Genomic DNA, 15,300 nt, shown 5'->3' with positions numbered 1-15,300 from the left:
CCGAAGCCGCCCCTCCGAGAAACTGGTTACTTGCGAAGCCCGAGCTTCGCGATCAGCGCGTTGTACCGCTCCACGTCCTTCTTCTTGAGGTACGCGAGCAGGCTGCGACGCTTGTTGACCATCATCAGCAGGCCGCGGCGCGAGTGGTTGTCCTTGTGATGGTCCTTGAAGTGCTCGGTGAGGTTGCGGATGCGCTCGGTGAGGATCGCGACTTGCACTTCGGGGGAACCGGTATCGCCCTTGGCCTGGGCGTTGTCCTTGATGATTTCCTGCTTCTTTTCGGCAGTAACGGTCATGTGTCTTCGTCTTTCTTCGCGGTATCGGGGAGGTTGAAGCCCCTGACCACTTTCGCGGTCGCCCCGTCGGATTCCATCAGCGCGACAGGGACACCGTCCGCCATCGCAAGAAAGAGCCCGTCGGGAAGGGCATTTCCGGACACGACCCGGCCCTGTCGGGCCGCCTGCGCGCTTGTCCGGTCGAGATCGTGGGCCGGGATACCGTCCAGCCCCGCCTCGAGCGGCAGGAGGTGGTCTTCAAGCGGCGCGCCCTTACCGATTTCGTTCAGCAAGTCCAGCGAAATCGCCTGATCTTCGCGGAACGGGCCCGCCTTGACCCTCCGCAGATAGGTAACGTGCCCGACGGTTCCAAGCGCGTGTGCGATGTCCCGTGCCAGGGACCGGACGTATGTCCCCTTCGAGACGTGCGCGACAAGCGTGACGCTGTCGGCCAGCTCGAGGGGCGCCGCGGGATCGAACGGGTCGGGCCGCCCGGCGGTGGTGGCAAAGGCGGATTCGACCTGGACCGGCTCCCGGCCGCTTGCCATGCGCAGGTCGTGGACGGTGACGGTGCGCGAGGCCAGCTCGACCGTCTCCCCCTCCCGCGCGCGGTCGTAGGCGCGCCGGCCATCGACCTTGAGCGCCGAATAGGCCGGCGGGACCTGCTCGATCGCGCCGGTGAAGTGCGGCAGGATCGCCGCGACCGCGGCCAGCGGCGGGCGCCGGTCCGACGTCGCCACGACCTCGCCCTCGGTGTCGAGCGTTGCCGTCTCCTCGCCGAATGCGATCGTGAAATGATAGACCTTGCTCGCGTCGAGCATCCGCCCGGCGAGCTTGGTCGCCTCGCCCAGCGCGATCGGCAGGACGCCTTCGGCCAGCGGATCGAGCGTGCCGCCGTGGCCCACCTTGACCTTACCGTACCCGGCCTCGCGCAGCACGCGCTTGACCGCGCTCACCGCCTGGGTCGAGCCGAAGCCGCGCGGCTTGTCGAGGATCAGCCAGCCGTGGGGAGACGCGGCAGGCCCGCTCATCCGCCCGCGACCAGCGTCGCCAGCGCGAGATAGCGGTCGAGCACCCATTCCACCGGCGGACCGATCACCCGGCTCAGGATGCCGGCTTCGGGAAAGGCCCAGGTCGCCGCGATCAGGGCGATGAACAGCAGCATCCCGACATTGCGCAGCTTGGCGTAGTGGCGCGCCATCGAGCGCGGCAGGAGGCCCTCGACGATATGCGATCCGTCGAACGGCGGGATCGGCAGCAGGTTGAACAGCGCGAGGAAGGTGTTGATCAGGATGAATACCAGCAGGCCCGTGCCGAGCAGCGAGGTGACCCCGTCGGCGTCGACGATCGTCGGCAGGCCGCTGGCGGCAAAGCCGAGCGCCGATCCGGCCGTGAGCGTCAGGCCAAGGGTCACCGCGGCGAGCGCCGCCAGCAGGAAGTTCATCGCCGGCCCCGCCGCGCCGACGAGCATCATTCCGGTGCGCGGGTTGTCGAGCCGGCGGAAATTGACCGGCACCGGCTTTGCCCAGCCGAAGATCGGCCCGCCGAACAGCGCGAGCGCCCCGGGCACCAGCAGGGTGCCCACGGGATCGACGTGGCGGATCGGGTTGAGGCTGAGTCGCCGCTGCTCCTTCGCGGTGGGATCGCCGAGTGCAAGCGCGGTCCACCCGTGCGCGACCTCGTGAAACACGATCGCGACGATCAGGCAGGGAACGAGGACCAGCGCAAGCTGCAGGGTGTCTGACATGATACAGGCTTATGTAGGGCGCCCGCCCTAACCCGCCAACGCCTCGCTGAAATGCTTGCGACATAGCGCGACATAGCGGTCATTGCCGCCGACTTCGGTCTGCGCGCCTTCCTTCACCGCCGCGCCGGTCGAATCGACGCGCAGGTTCATCGTCGCCTTGCGGCCGCAGTGGCACACGCCCTTCAGCTCGACGAGCTTGTCGGCGATGCCGAGCAGCGCCGCCGAACCCGGAAACAGCTCGCCCTGGAAATCGGTGCGCAGGCCGTAGCAGACCACGGGGATTCCCGCCTCGTCCGCCAGCCGCGCAAGCTGCCAGACCTGGTCACGGGTCAGGAACTGCGCCTCATCGACGAGCACCGCGTCGAGCGGCTCGGCGCGGTGCGCTGCCATCACCCCGGCCCACAGGTCGGTCGCGGGCGTGTAGCGATGCGCGTCCGCCTCGAGCCCGATGCGGCTGCGCACCATGCCTTCGCTGCGCGTGTCGAGCTGCGCGGTCCACAGCATCGTGCGCATCCCGCGCTCGCGGTAGTTGAAGTCTGCCTGCAGCAGGGTCGAGGATTTCCCCGCGTTCATGCTGGCGTAGTAGAAATAGAGCTTGGCCATCGGTCCTCGTGCGCGAAATGGGCCGCCCGGCCCCGATCATGACGGTGTTCTTATCCGTCAACGCCTAGCAGGATCGCCGGGCGTGCCTAGGGTGCGCGCGAGGCATCGAGCGTCCCTTGCCGATCCGGCTGGACCCCCTCGGCCGACTGTGCAAGTCTCCCCGGAAGGGGGGAAACAGCGATGGGGACATCGACTGCAGCGCCGGCACCGCGACCCGGCTTTCTCGGCTGGGTGGAGCGAGTGGGCAATCGTCTGCCCGACCCCGTGTTCATCTTCGTCTGGCTGATCGCGGGGCTGGTCATCGTGTCCGTGCTCGGCGCGCTGGCGGGGTGGAGCGCGCTGCATCCGACGGAGCTCGACGCCGCGACCGGCCAGCCGCGACTGGTGATGGTGGCGAGCCTGCTTTCGGCAGAGAACATCCGCCTGCTGTGGACCGAGACCCCGCGCACCTTCACCGCCTTCGCGCCGCTCGGTTACGTGCTGGTGGTGATGTTCGGCGCCGGCGTGGCCGAGCGCGTGGGACTGCTGTCGACCGCGATGCGGTTGAGCATGGCCAACGTGCCCCGCCGCTGGATGACCCCGGCGGTCGCGCTGGTATCGATGATGGGCAACCACGCCGCCGACGCGGCCTTCGTGGTGTTCGTGCCGCTGTGCGGGATCATCTACCACGCCGCCGGCCGCCATCCCCTGCTTGGCGTGGGCGCCAGCTTCGCCAGCATCGCCGGCGGCTTTTCCGCCAACCTGCTGCCCGGCCAGCTCGATGCCCTGTTGCTGGGCCTGACCGAAGCGGCGGTGACCTCTGCCTTCGGCGACGTCTATACCGCCAACATTGCCGGCAACTGGTATTTCATCGCGGCGATGACGGTCCTCTACCTGCCGATCATCTGGTATGTCACCGATCGCGTGGTCGAACCGAGGCTGGGCAAATACGACCCAGCCCTGCGCGAAAGCTCCGACGTGGCCGCCCTCAATCAGACACCGGACGAACGCGGGCAGAAAACGGGGTTGCGGCGCGCGGGCCTGGCGCTGCTGGCCGTGCTGGCGACCTGGCTGCTGTGCATCTTCGGCCCCGGGACGCCGCTGATCGACGAGACCGCAGGCGAAGGCCGCCTGAGCCCGCTCTACAACAGCCTGCTCGCCCTGTTCATGCTGATATTCCTCGTGCCGGCCTGGACCTATGGCAAGGCGACCGGCGCGATTGCCGACCACCGCGACCTGGTGAAGATGCTGACCGGCGCGATGCAGGACATGGGCTATTACCTCGTCCTCGTCTTCGTCGCGGCGCATTTCGTGGCGATGTTCGCCTGGTCCAACTTGGGAATCGTGATCGCGGTGAACGGGGCGGACGCCTTGCGCGAAAGCGGCCTGCCCGCGTGGGCGATGGTGGGATCGGTGGTGGTTTTCGGCTCCGCGCTCAACATGATCATCGGCTCGGCCTCGGCGAAGTGGGCGGTGATCGGGCCGGCGCTGGTGCCGATGCTGATGCTGCTGGGGATTTCACCCGAGATGTCCACGGCTGCCTATCGCGCCGGCGACAGCGCCACCAACATGATCACGCCGGTCGGTTACCTGCCGATCATGCTGATCTTCTGCCGCCGCTGGGTGCACGACTACGGGTTCGGTAGTTTCGTCGCGATCATGCTGCCCTACGCGGGCGCGATCCTGGTCGCGGCGACCGCGCTGACGATCGGGTGGGTGGTGCTGGACCTGCCCCTGGGGCCGGGAGCAGGCGTATTCATCGAACCCGGCGCGACGGTCGCACCTCTCGCGCCAGCCGCTCCGGGCTAGGACCCGCTATTCCTCCTCCCCGAGGTCGCGCACGACCTTGGGATCGTTGAGCAGCCGCTCGATCCGCGCGGCCTCGTCGAAGCTCTCGTCGAACTTGAACTGGAGTTTCGGCGCGAACTTGAGGCCGAGGCGTTTCGCCACCTCACGTTGGAAGAACGCGGTGTTGGTGCGCAGCGCCTTCAGGACCACCGCCTCGTCCTCGCCGAGCAACGGCTTGACGTAGGCGTTGGCGTTCCTGAGGTCGGGGGTCATCCGCACCTCGGTCACCGAGACCGAATGCGCGGTCAGCACCTCGTCGTGCACCTCGCCACGCGCGAGCAGTTCGGACAGGATGTGCCGCACCCGCTCGCCCACCTTGAGCACGCGGACCGACTGCTGTTCGGGAGTGGACTGGTTGCGGGCCATCAGAAATCCATTTTCGCAAGAATACGCTTCAACGAGGTCATGTTGCGCGCCGTTCCGCGCACGCCGAGGCGGCGCTGCAGGAAGGCGCCGGTCAGGCTCGATACCCCCACCCCGTGCACGTAGTCGAGGTAGAGGACGCCCGGCCCCAGCGCCAGCCGTTCGCCGCCCCTGCTGCGGTGTTCGGCGAGCAGGGCCTCGAACCTTTCCGCCGGCGGCAGGCGGTCGAGAAAGATCGAATGGACGAACCTGTCCTGCCCGTCGCCGTGGAACGGGTTGTCCTCGATTGCGGACCAGACCGAGGCCCGGTTGCGCACGACGACCAGGCTGTCGATGCCGAACTCCGCCTTCACGACACGGGCGATTTCGCCCGCGGCGCCGGCGCGGTCCGCGTCGTCAAGATCGAGCAGCACGTTGCCGCTTGCGGCAACCGTCTCGACGCCCGCGAAACCCGCGCCCACGAGCGCCGCGCGCAGATCGGCCATCGCCAGCCGGTTTCCCCCGACGTTGATCGAGCCGAGAAACGCGGCGCAGCGCGGCATTCGCTAGAGGGTCCGCTCGCGCTCCTCGACCTCGAACACCTCGAGCTGGTCGCCCGGCTTGATGTCGTTGGTGTCGGCGAGCACGACGCCGCACTCGAGCCCTGCGCGGACCTCGTCGACGTCGTCCTTGAAGCGGCGCAGCGACTGGATCGTCGTGGCCGAGACGATGACGTCCTCGCGGGTGAGGCGGGCGTGGAGGCCCTTGCGGATCGTGCCCTCGACCACCAGCAGGCCGGCGGCCTTGTCCTTCTTGCCCGCAGGGAAGACCTGCTTGACCTCGGCGCGGCCGAGCACGTTCTCGATCTTGAGCGGGCCGAGCACGCCGGCCATCTCCTTCCCGATCTCCTCGGTCAGGTGATAGATCACGTCGAAGTACTTCATCTCGACGTTGTCGCGCTTAACGAGATCGCGGGCCTTCGGGTTCGGGCGCACGTTGAAGCCGATGATCGGCGCGTTCGACGCCGCCGCCAGCGTGACGTCGCTTTCGGTGATCGCCCCCACGCCTGCATGAAGCACGCGCACCTTGATGTCGTCGTTCGACAGGTTGTGCAGCGCGGTGACGATCGCCTCGACCGAACCCTGCACGTCTGCCTTCACCAGCACCGGGAACTCGACGACATTCGACTGGAGGCCGGCGAACATCGTGTCGAAGTTCGTCGGCGCCAGCGCGGTGCGCTTCTCGGTCGCCTTTTCCTGGCGGTACTGGGCGACTTCGCGTGCACGCTGCTCGTTCTCGACCACGGTGAGCTGGTCGCCCGCCATCGGCACGCCGCCGAGGCCGAGGACCTCGACCGGGACCGACGGACCGGCTTCCTTCACCTGCTTGCCCTTGTCGTCGACCAGCGCGCGCACGCGGCCGCTCTCGGTGCCGACCACGAAGGTGTCGCCGCGCTTCAGCGTGCCGCGGGTGACGAGCACCGTCGCGACCGGGCCGCGGCCCTTGTCGAGCTGCGCCTCGACGACGATCGCGTCGGCGTCGCGGTCGGGGTTGGCCTTGAGCTCGAGCAGCTCGGCCTGGAGCAGGATCTTGTCGATCAGCTCGTCAAGACCGGCCTTGGTCTTGGCCGACACCTCGACGTCCTGCACGTCCCCGCTCATGGCCTCGACGATGACTTCGTGCTCGAGCAGGCGCTCGCGGATCTTCTGTGCGTTGTATTCGTCGCGGTCGGACTTGGTGATCGCGACGATCATCGGCACGCCCGCGGCCTTGGTGTGATTGATGGCCTCGATCGTCTGCGGCATGATCCCGTCGTCGCCCGCGACCACCAGGATCACGATGTCGGTGACGTTCGCGCCGCGCGCGCGCATCTCGGTGAACGCGGCGTGGCCCGGGGTGTCGAGGAAGGTGACCTTGTCGCCCCCCTTGGTCTGGATCTGGTAGGCGCCGATGTGCTGGGTGATGCCGCCGGCCTCGCCCTTCACCACGTCGGTCCCGCGCAGCGCGTCGAGCAGGCTGGTCTTGCCGTGGTCGACGTGGCCCATGATCGTCACGACCGGCGGGCGCGGCTTCAGCGTGTCCTCGGGGTCCTTGTCCTCGGTCCGGTCGATGTCGACGTCGGCCTCGGACACGCGCTGGATGTTGTGGCCGAATTCCTCGACCAGCAGCTCGGCGGTGTCCTGGTCGATCGTCTGGTTGACGGTGACCATCATGCCCATGTTGAACAGCGCCTTCACCAGGTCGGCGCCCTTCTCGGCCATGCGGTTGGCGAGTTCCTGGACCGTGATCGCCTCGGGCACGACAACGTCGCGCACCTGCTTCTCGCGCTTCTGCGCCGGACCGCCGTGGAGGCGGCGCTCCTTCTCGCGCGCCCGCTTGAGCGCGGCGAGGCTGCGGGCGCGGCGGCCCTCGTCCTCGTTGAGCGCGCGGGTGACGGTCAGCTTGCCCGAGCGGCGGTCGCCGCCGCGTTCGGGCGCGGGGGCACCGCGCTTGTCGTCCTTCTTCTTCGGCTCGGGCTTCTTGGGCTCGGGCCGGGCGACCGGGGTGAACCGCCGCGGCGCGGGCGCAGGCGTGCCGGCGTCCGGTTCGGCGCTTCCGGCGGCGTCGGCCTCAGCGCCCTGCTCGTCGCTGGCGGGGTCAGCGGCCGGGGCCGCGGGTTCCTCTGCGGCGCGCTTCGCGGCTTCTTCCTCGGCTTCGCGGTTGGCCTCGGCGCGGCGCTTTTCTTCCTCGAGCGCGGCGGCCTTTTCGGCCTCCTCGCGCACGCGGGCTTCCTCGGCGAGCCGGAGCCGCTCTTCCTCGGCCTCGCGCTGGAGCCGGGCAACGCGCTCCTGCGGCGTCTCGCCCGAGGGCGCGGCCTTCTTCTTCGGCGCGGGCGCAGCAGCCGGCGGCGGCGGCGGGGGCGGCGGGGGCGGCGGCGGCGGTGCGGCGGCTTCCTCGCCCGACTTGACGAGCTTGCGGCGCCGCTTGACCTCGACCGCGACCTTGTTGGTGCGGCCGTGGCTGAAGGTCTGCTTGACCTCGCCGGCGTCGATCGACCGCTTGAGGCCAAGCGGCTTGCGTTCGCGCGGAGTGTCGGTGCTGTCGCTCATAAAACTCGTCTTCGTCCTTCGATCAGTCGTCCAGCACGGCGGGTTCGATCCCACCGCCAGTCTCAGCCGCCGATTGCGGCCCCAGGAAATGCATCAGGCGCTCGAGCGCGAGCGATACACGCTCGGCTGCTGCCGGGTCGGCCAGCGCCATATGGACGACGTTGTCGCGGCCCATTGCCACAGACAGAGCCGCCCGGTCCAGTGGCAAGCGCGTGCCGGTCTCGCCCGAACCTTCGGCATCGCGCCCGACGCGCCACGCCTGGTCGAGCTTGCGGGCGCCGTCCGCACTCGCATCTGCGGCATGGAGCAGCAGGTCCACCGCCCCGCCGCGGGCGTGTTCGGCGATCCTGTCGGATCCCAAGATAAGGTGCCCGGCGCGCAGTTCGAGTCCCAGCCGATCGAGCAGCGCCCGCGAGAGGCCATCCTCGATCCGCTGCGGCAGGTCGCCCGGCACCGAAAGCGGGGCTCCCTTGAAGGCCCGCGCGAGCGCGCCCTTCAGTCGGCCCTTGGCCATCGCCTCCTCCAGCGCGGCGCGCGAAACGCCGATCCATGCGCCGCGGCCGGGCGCCTTGGCGTGGACGTCGGGCAGCACGTCGCCGTCGGGCGATACCGCCAGCCGGACGAGCGTGGCGCGCCCGCCATGCTCCCCGGAGAGGATGCACCTGCGCTCCGGCTCCGCCTTGCGGGGAGCCTTGGGCGCTTCAGCGATGTCGGGCGTCAGGCGCTCATTGTTCGGAGTCCGCATGCGCGGCCTCCTCGGATGCGGGTTCTTCGTCCTCGAACCAGTGAGCGCGCGCGGCCATGATGATCTCGTTGCCCTGCTCTTCGGTCAGGCCGTACTCGCCGAGCACGCCGCCCTTGTCCTCGGGCTTGGGGCGATCCGAGCGCAGCCGCGGCCCGTCGGTCGGCGCCTGGCGCCGGCGCGGCGCCTCGCGCTTCTTGGCGATCAGCTCGTCGGTCGCAAGGTCGGCGAGGTCGTCGAGCGTGGTGATCCCCGCCTTGCCGAGCGTGACCAGCATCGCTTCGGTGAGGTGCGGGATCTCCGCCAGCGCGTCCTCGACGCCCAGCGCCTGGCGCTCGGCGCGATAGGCGGCGTCGCGGCGCTCGAGCGCCTCGATCGCGCGGCTCTGCAGCTCCTCGGCCAGTTCCTCGTCGAAGCCCTCGATCGTCGCCAGTTCGGCAAGCTCGACGTAGGCCACTTCCTCGAGTTCCGCGAAGCCCTCGGCCACGAGCAGCTGCGACAGCGTCTCGTCGACGTCGAGTTCCTCTTCGAACATCTTGGAGCGCTCGGCGAATTCCTTGGTGCGCTTTTCCGAGGCTTCCTCCTCGGTCATGATGTCGATCTGGTGGCCGGTCAGCTGGCTCGCCAGGCGCACGTTCTGGCCGCGGCGGCCGATCGCGAGGCTGAGCTGGTCGTCGGGCACCACCACCTCGATCCGGCCGTCGTCCTCGTCGAGCACGACGCGGCTGACCGTGGCGGGCTGGAGCGCGTTGACGACGAAGGTGGCGGTGTCCTCGCTCCACGGGATGATGTCGATCTTCTCGCCCTGCAGTTCCTGCACGACCGCCTGGACGCGGCTGCCCTTCATGCCGACGCAGGCGCCGACGGGATCGATGCTGCTGTCGCGGCTGATCACGCCGATCTTGGCACGGCTGCCCGGGTCGCGGGCGGCAGCCTGGATCGTGATGATGCCGTCGTAGATCTCGGGCACTTCCTGCGCGAACAGCTTCTTCATGAAGTCGGGGTGCGCGCGGCTGAGGAAGATCTGCGGCCCGCGGTTGTTGCGTTCGACCTTGGTGATCAGCGCACGGATGCGCTCGCCCGGGCGGGCGGCCTCGCGCGGGATCTGCTGGTCGCGGCGGATGACGCCCTCGGCGCGGCCGAGGTTGACGATCACGTGGCCGAATTCGACCGACTTGATCACGCCGGTGATGACCTCGCCCGCGCGGTCCTTGAACTCCTCGAACTGGCGCTCGCGCTCGGCGTCGCGAACCTTCTGGAAGATCACCTGCTTCGCCGACTGCGCGTCGATCCGGCCGAGATCGACCGGCGGCAGCGGGTCGACGATGTAGTCGCCCACCTTGGCGTCGGCCTGCAGCTTCTTTGCCTGCTCGAGGTTGACCTGCTTGAAGTAGTCGTCGACTTCCTCGACCACCTCGACGACGCGCCACAGGCGCAGGTCGCCGGTCTGCGGGTCGAGCTTGGCGCGGATGTCGTTCTCGTTGCCGTAGCGCGCGCGGGCGGCCTTCTGGATCGCTTCTTCCATCGCCTCGATGACGATCGCCTTGTCGATCATCTTCTCCGAAGCGACCGAATTGGCGATCGCGAGCAGTTCTGCCTTGTTGGCGGAAATCGAACTGGCCATTGGTCCTTACTCTTCCTCTGTCTCGAGAGATTCTTCCCCGGCACCCCCCGACACCTCTTCGGCGCCGGTCATGTCGAGCGGTCTGGTCGCGGCGATCAGCGCGTCGGTCAGGACGAGCTGCGCCGAATGAATCTGGTCGCGCGGGACAGTAACATCGCCCGCCTTGCGATCGGCGATGGTGACCTGGCCGTTTTCGATGCCCCTGAGCTCGCCCTTGAGCACGCGCTGGCCGTCATAGGCCTTGTCCATCACGATCCGCGCCTCGTGCCCGGCCCAGTTCGCGAAGTCCCTTTCGCGGGTGAGCGGGCGGTCGATGCCGGGGCTGGACACCTCGAGGTGATAGGCGCCGGCAATCAGCACCTCGCCGGCTTCCTCGCGCGCGTCCATCATGTCCGAAATGCGGCGCGACAGCGCGGCGCACTGATCGATGATCAGCTGGCCGGTCGCGGGATCCTCGGCCATGACCTGCAGCGCCTCGCCCCCGTCGCCGGCTTCGGACGGCATCATCTTCACGCGCACGAGGTCGAGCCCGAGCGCGGCGGCTTCGGGTTCGATCAGTTCTCTAAGGCGCGCGATATCGGCCATTCGGTCTCCGTTTCATCCGCCATGCGCCGGTGGTGCCGGCCCCTCGCGGCGCCAGCCCCTCCAGTCTCGCGATGTCGGGATGAAGGGCCAGATAGGCGCGCGCGCCCTCAAAAGCAAGCCGCTTACTCGCTTTCAGCGAGGCCGTGCTTCTTGATGCAATGCCGCAGCTGATCGTAGGTTAGGCCCAGCGCCTTGGCGGTCTGGCGCTGGTTCCAGCGATTGCGCCCGAGCGCGTGCTCGACGATCGCACGCTCGTGCGAATCGACCGCGGCGCGCAGGTCGTCGATCGAATCGAAATCGGGCGTCGCGGGTGCCGCCGGGCGCGCACTCGCGGTCTCGGGCGCGGCGGGAGCGGGGGCGGCGGTCGGCTTCCACGGGCTGTCGAAAGGGTCGAACACGACGTGCGCGATCGGCTGTTCCGAATCGCCCCAGCGATAGACCGCGCGCTCGACGACGTTGCGCAGCTCGCGCACGTTGCCCGGCCAGAGATACTTTTCGAACTGCTCGCGGACGTGGTCGGCGAACCCCGGCCACTTTTCCCAGCCGAGTTCGCTCGCCATGCGCCGGCCGAAGAACTCGGCCAGCACGATGACGTCGCCCTCGCGCACGCGCAGCGGTGGCAGCGTGATCACCTCGAAGCTGAGCCGGTCGAGCAGGTCGGCGCGGAAGCGACCCTGTTCGGCGAGCTGCGGCAAGTCCTCGTTCGTCGCCGCGACGATGCGAACATCGACGCGGATCGGGCGGTTCGAGCCGATCCGCGTGACCTCGCCGTATTCGACCGCGCGCAGCAGCCGTTCCTGCGCCTGCATCGAAAGCGTGGCGAGCTCGTCGAGGAACAGGGTGCCGCGGTCAGCCTCCTCGAACCGCCCGGCGCGCGCGCGGGTCGCGCCGGTGAACGCCCCCGCTTCGTGCCCGAACAGCTCGGCTTCGACCAGCGTCTCGGGCAGCGCCGCGCAGTTCATCGTGACCAGCGGCTCGTCCCACCGGGTGGACAGGCGATGGAGGCGCTCGGCGATCAGTTCCTTGCCGGTGCCGCGCTCACCGATCACGAGCACGGGTCGGTGCATCGGGGCGGCCTGGCTGGCGCGGTCGACCGCGTCGAGGAAGGCATCGGACTGGCCGATGAACTGGTTTTCCCGCTCCATGCCCAACGAATAGCGAAAATCACCAACTCTCGGCAACAGAAACCACAATGCCGTTCGTCGAAAAGCGCCAGCCATCCGTAAATCGGCAATTGGCACGCACCTTGCTGTGTGGTGAATGTCATTCACCGGGAGGTATCCATGTTCGACCGTCGTTTCCTGCAGACCCGCCTCGGCCACGCCGCGATGGCGAGTGTCGCTGCGATGGCGCTGTTCGTCGCATTGAGCGCGCAGATCCAGGCCACCCCGGCCTTTGCCGCCAGCGGCGCGGTCGCCACCGTGGAGCTGGCATGAACAAGCCCACTTCCAACGACCCCCTAGGGCCGGAGCGCGATGAGTCCCCCTCGCGCGGGACCCAGTCCCCCCGCGCGTCAGACGCTCCGGCCCACCCCCAGTCGTTCGCGCGCGCCAGCCGGCTCGACGAGGAAGTCGAGCGTCTGCGCCGCAGCCCCACGCCCACCCAGTCCGCCGCCCAGCGGGACATCGCCAACTACGGAGTCGCCTTCATGGGAATCTTCAGCCGCACCCGGGACATCATCGCGGCGAACTTCAACGACATGCTCGACAAGGCGGACGACCCGTCGAAGATGATCCGAATGATCATCCTCGAGATGGAGGAAACCCTCGTAGAGGTCCGTGCAAGCGCCGCGCGCACGATCGCCGACCAGAAGGAGATGCACCGCCACACGGTCAAGCTCGAGCGGCTCCAGTCCGACTGGTCCGAGAAGGCGCAGCTGGCGCTGAGCAAGGACCGCGAGGACCTGGCCCGCGCCGCGCTGGTCGAGAAGAAGAAGGCCGGCGACATGGCCGAGCAGCTGCGACAGGAGATCGCCGTGCTCGACGACGCCCTGCGCGCCTACGAGCAGGACATCGAAAAGCTCCAGGTCCGCCTGCGCGAGGCGCGCAGCCGCCAGACGGCGATCGCCGCGCGGCTCGAGAGCGCGGAGAACCGCGTGAAGCTGCGCAGCCTGATGACCAACGAGCGCGCCGACGAGGCGCTCGCCCGGTTCGACCAGCTCGAGCGCCGGGTCGACTATGCCGAAGGCAGGGCCGACGCGCTGAGCATCGCCGACGGGACCGGCAAGCCGACCCTCGCCGACGAGATCGCCGCCCTCGCCGGTGCGGACAAGATCGACGAGGAACTCGCCGAGATGAAACGCGCGCTCGGGATAACCGACGAAGATGCAGACAAGACCAAGGGGGAATAAACCGTGTCCGACTTTCCAAGCGAAATCATCATCGTCCCCATCCTGTTCATCGCCCTGCCGTGGCTGATCATGCATTACGTCACGAAGTGGAAGACCGCCTCGTCGATCACGAATGACGACGAGTCGCTGCTCGATGAGCTCTACCACCTTGCCAAGCGCCTCGACACGCGGATGGAGACCGTCGAGCGCCTGGTCGCCAGCGACGATCCGAGCTTCCGCCCTGCCCGCCTCGTGCACGACAGCGAGGAGGACACCGAATCGCTGCGCGAACTCGACCGCATGATTGCCGAGAAGAAGGGAGCCTCGAAGTGAACAGCCCGCGCACCACGCTTTACCGCGACAAGCAGAACGCCAAGCTGATGGGCGTTTGCGCCGGGATCGCCGACTACACCGGGGTGAACGCGCTTTGGATACGGCTCGGCTTCATCGTCCTCTTGCTGACGATCGCGCCGATCCTGCTGCCGGCCTATTTCATTGCCGGACTGCTTCTCAACAAGAAGCCGCCGCACCTCTACGTCGACCAGGAGGAATCGAAGTACTGGCAGCGCGTTCGGCAAAGCCCCAAGCGCACCGCGCGCGAGATCCGCGGCAAGTTCCGCGAGATCGATCGCCGGCTCGCCGAGGTCGAGACCTACTACGTCACCAGCAACCCGCGCCTCAACGCCGAGATCGAGCGGCTGCGCTGATCCGCTGAACCGAGGGGGAATAAATCGATGGACAATGGAACGCTCGCCCTTCTGATCCCGATCATCGCGCTGTCGATCCCGATCGTGCGCATCTGGACCAAGCACCAGCGCGACGTGGCGAGAATGCAGATCAGCGCCACCGCCGACGCGACTGCCGAAAAGGCCGCCCAGTATTCGAGCCAGGTCCAGGCGCTCGAAGACCGCGTCCGGGTGCTCGAGCGGATCGTCACCGACAAGGGCTACGACGTGGCGACCCAGATCGAGGCGCTGCGCGACCAGCGCCGGGTCGACGATACCGATAGCGGCGTGTCGATCGAGAGCCTGCGCAAGGAGCGTGCATGATGGAAAAGATCGCGATGTTCGAAGCGCTCGCACCGATGATCGCGGTGGGCGTGGTGGCCATCAGCCTCGGCTGGGTCACGACTACCTGGCTGCGGATCAAGAACGGCTACCCGCTCGACGGGGCGTGGGGCCAGGCGGTCTATCCCAAGACCGATGCCGAGGCGAAGGAACGGCTCAAGCTGCTGACCCAGGAGAACGCCCAGCTCAAGGCGGAGATGGGCGCCATGCGCGAACGGCTCGAAACGGTCGAGCGGATCGTGACCGACAGCGGCTATCGGCTGACGCACGAGATCGAGCGGCTGCGCGATGGCAGGGAGAAGGTGCAGTGAGCGTGGGCACCGCCATCGTCGCGACGATCGCGATCATCGCGTTCATGGTCCTGCGGATCGTCAAGTACAACACGCAAGGGCACGGGCGTAACCTCGCCGCCCCGCCGCAGGACGGCGAGACGACCGCGCTGCGCCGCGAGGTCGAGGACCTGCGTGAACGCATCAAGGTGCTCGAACGCATCACGACCGACAGCAACACCAGCGAAGCAATCGAATCGCGCCGCGTCGCGGCCGAGATCGAGGCGCTGCGCACCCGCGAAGACTCCTGACCTCCTTCAGCACTGGGAGATCCTGCAATGCCGAGCGACCAGATCGTCACCGCCGCCGCCTCGCTCACGGCCATCGCCATCGTGGCTTTCGCCATGTTGCGCGGCTGGCAGGGCTGGCTCACCCTGAAGGAGCGCGAACTCGAGCGGACGGCCGGGGGCGCGACCCTTAGTCGGGGCGAATCCGCGCGCGAAACCGACACCGGCAGCGCACTCGGCGCGGCGCGGATCGAGCTTTCAGACCTCAAGGAACGCATTCGCCGGCTTGAAGCGATCGCCAGCGGAGTCGATCTCTAGATGGCTGCTGTCCGCGTCGAGGCCACCAAGGCCGGCATCGGCCTTGGCAGCGCGATCGCCGTGGCGATCAGCTGGTCGCTCCACAAGTCGATCCTCTGGGCCGCGATCCAGGGCTTCTTCGGCTGGTTCTATGTCCTGTACTACGCGCTGACGCGCCCGGGCGGGCTGGCAGGATAGGCCGCTGCGCGCTAAGGGC

General features: G+C 68.1%; 21 protein-coding genes. 10 read left to right on the top strand and 11 right to left on the bottom strand.

The genetic code is table 11. The annotated features are described in order from the left end of the window. Positions 1 to 26: 26 nt before the first annotated feature. The 4 genes from rpsO to N0B51_RS11210 are packed head-to-tail and all read right to left on the bottom strand — an operon-like array spanning position 27 to position 2,625. The gene (rpsO, locus tag N0B51_RS11225) at positions 27 to 296 is read right to left on the bottom strand and encodes a 30S ribosomal protein S15 (RefSeq protein ID WP_259962453.1); all 270 of its coding nucleotides are present in this window, start codon (positions 294 to 296) and stop codon (positions 27 to 29) included. Beyond that, a complete protein-coding gene (gene truB, locus N0B51_RS11220; protein WP_259962451.1) occupies positions 293 to 1,306 on the bottom strand; it encodes a tRNA pseudouridine(55) synthase TruB in 1,014 nt (337 codons plus the stop codon). The genes rpsO and truB overlap by 4 nt, the downstream gene beginning before the upstream one ends. Then, the gene (locus N0B51_RS11215) at positions 1,303 to 2,022 is read right to left on the bottom strand and encodes a site-2 protease family protein (RefSeq protein ID WP_259962450.1); all 720 of its coding nucleotides are present in this window, start codon (positions 2,020 to 2,022) and stop codon (positions 1,303 to 1,305) included. The genes truB and N0B51_RS11215 overlap by 4 nt, the downstream gene beginning before the upstream one ends. A 27-nt stretch (positions 2,023 to 2,049) precedes the next feature. Then, positions 2,050 to 2,625, bottom strand: a complete 576-nt coding sequence (locus tag N0B51_RS11210) for a thymidine kinase (RefSeq protein ID WP_259962448.1) — start codon at positions 2,623 to 2,625, stop codon at positions 2,050 to 2,052. A 180-nt stretch (positions 2,626 to 2,805) separates the two neighbouring features. Here N0B51_RS11210 and N0B51_RS11205 point away from each other — a divergent pair, with 180 nt between their 5' ends. Then, a complete protein-coding gene (locus N0B51_RS11205; protein ID WP_259962447.1) occupies positions 2,806 to 4,413 on the top strand; it encodes an AbgT family transporter in 1,608 nt (535 codons plus the stop codon). A gap of 6 nt (positions 4,414 to 4,419) precedes the next feature. On the opposite strand, the gene rbfA is transcribed toward N0B51_RS11205, so the two are convergent. The 7 genes from rbfA to pspF form a co-directional block, all read right to left on the bottom strand. Beyond that, a complete protein-coding gene (gene rbfA, locus N0B51_RS11200; protein WP_259962444.1) occupies positions 4,420 to 4,818 on the bottom strand; it encodes a 30S ribosome-binding factor RbfA in 399 nt (132 codons plus the stop codon). Continuing rightward, entirely contained in the window at positions 4,818 to 5,357 is a 540-nt protein-coding gene (locus N0B51_RS11195) for a DUF1697 domain-containing protein (protein ID WP_259962443.1), read from the bottom strand. Before N0B51_RS11195 ends, rbfA begins: the two co-directional genes overlap by 1 nt. 3 nt (positions 5,358 to 5,360) lie before the next feature. Then, positions 5,361 to 7,883 (bottom strand): translation initiation factor IF-2, encoded by a 2,523-nt coding sequence (infB, locus tag N0B51_RS11190; protein WP_259962442.1) that lies wholly within the window; start codon positions 7,881 to 7,883, stop codon positions 5,361 to 5,363. Positions 7,884 to 7,905: 22 nt separating this feature from the next. Beyond that, entirely contained in the window at positions 7,906 to 8,628 is a 723-nt protein-coding gene (locus N0B51_RS11185; protein WP_259962441.1) for a DUF448 domain-containing protein, read from the bottom strand. Then, positions 8,609 to 10,249, bottom strand: coding sequence for a transcription termination factor NusA (gene nusA / locus N0B51_RS11180; protein ID WP_259962440.1), 1,641 nt, complete (start codon positions 10,247 to 10,249; stop codon positions 8,609 to 8,611). The genes N0B51_RS11185 and nusA overlap by 20 nt, the downstream gene beginning before the upstream one ends. 6 nt (positions 10,250 to 10,255) lie before the next feature. Continuing rightward, positions 10,256 to 10,834, bottom strand: coding sequence for a ribosome maturation protein RimP (gene rimP / locus N0B51_RS11175; RefSeq protein WP_259962439.1), 579 nt, complete (start codon positions 10,832 to 10,834; stop codon positions 10,256 to 10,258). A gap of 122 nt (positions 10,835 to 10,956) precedes the next feature. Then, the gene (pspF, locus tag N0B51_RS11170; protein ID WP_259962438.1) at positions 10,957 to 11,979 is read right to left on the bottom strand and encodes a phage shock protein operon transcriptional activator; all 1,023 of its coding nucleotides are present in this window, start codon (positions 11,977 to 11,979) and stop codon (positions 10,957 to 10,959) included. Positions 11,980 to 12,117: 138 nt separating this feature from the next. On the opposite strand from pspF, the gene N0B51_RS11165 reads away from it, so the two are divergent. The 9 genes from N0B51_RS11165 to N0B51_RS11125 are packed head-to-tail and all read left to right on the top strand — an operon-like array spanning position 12,118 to position 15,281. Beyond that, positions 12,118 to 12,270, top strand: a complete 153-nt coding sequence (locus tag N0B51_RS11165) for a hypothetical protein (RefSeq protein WP_259962437.1) — start codon at positions 12,118 to 12,120, stop codon at positions 12,268 to 12,270. Then, positions 12,267 to 13,184, top strand: coding sequence for a phage shock protein PspA (pspA, locus tag N0B51_RS11160; protein WP_375545957.1), 918 nt, complete (start codon positions 12,267 to 12,269; stop codon positions 13,182 to 13,184). The genes N0B51_RS11165 and pspA overlap by 4 nt, the downstream gene beginning before the upstream one ends. Before the next feature lie 3 nt (positions 13,185 to 13,187). Then, positions 13,188 to 13,496, top strand: coding sequence for an envelope stress response membrane protein PspB (gene pspB / locus N0B51_RS11155; RefSeq protein ID WP_259962435.1), 309 nt, complete (start codon positions 13,188 to 13,190; stop codon positions 13,494 to 13,496). Then, positions 13,493 to 13,870: an envelope stress response membrane protein PspC gene (gene pspC / locus N0B51_RS11150; protein WP_259962434.1), complete on the top strand. Its 378-nt coding sequence runs from the start codon at positions 13,493 to 13,495 to the stop codon at positions 13,868 to 13,870. The genes pspB and pspC overlap by 4 nt, the downstream gene beginning before the upstream one ends. A 27-nt stretch (positions 13,871 to 13,897) precedes the next feature. Beyond that, the gene (locus tag N0B51_RS11145) at positions 13,898 to 14,212 is read left to right on the top strand and encodes a hypothetical protein (protein ID WP_259962433.1); all 315 of its coding nucleotides are present in this window, start codon (positions 13,898 to 13,900) and stop codon (positions 14,210 to 14,212) included. Then, positions 14,212 to 14,541 carry a hypothetical protein gene (locus N0B51_RS11140; RefSeq protein ID WP_259962612.1) on the top strand — a complete coding sequence of 110 codons (330 nt, stop codon included), beginning with the start codon at positions 14,212 to 14,214 and terminating at the stop codon, positions 14,539 to 14,541. The genes N0B51_RS11145 and N0B51_RS11140 overlap by 1 nt, the downstream gene beginning before the upstream one ends. Further along, positions 14,538 to 14,810: a hypothetical protein gene (locus N0B51_RS11135; RefSeq protein WP_259962432.1), complete on the top strand. Its 273-nt coding sequence runs from the start codon at positions 14,538 to 14,540 to the stop codon at positions 14,808 to 14,810. Before N0B51_RS11140 ends, N0B51_RS11135 begins: the two co-directional genes overlap by 4 nt. A 27-nt stretch (positions 14,811 to 14,837) precedes the next feature. Further along, positions 14,838 to 15,104 carry a hypothetical protein gene (locus N0B51_RS11130; protein WP_259962430.1) on the top strand — a complete coding sequence of 89 codons (267 nt, stop codon included), beginning with the start codon at positions 14,838 to 14,840 and terminating at the stop codon, positions 15,102 to 15,104. Beyond that, positions 15,105 to 15,281 (top strand): hypothetical protein, encoded by a 177-nt coding sequence (locus tag N0B51_RS11125; RefSeq protein ID WP_259962429.1) that lies wholly within the window; start codon positions 15,105 to 15,107, stop codon positions 15,279 to 15,281. Positions 15,282 to 15,300 lie beyond the last annotated feature (19 nt).

The organism is Tsuneonella litorea (genome assembly GCF_025154015.1).
Taxonomy (GTDB): Bacteria; Pseudomonadota; Alphaproteobacteria; order Sphingomonadales; family Sphingomonadaceae; genus Tsuneonella; species Tsuneonella litorea.
This window is presented reverse-complemented; position numbering and strand designations above follow the sequence as displayed.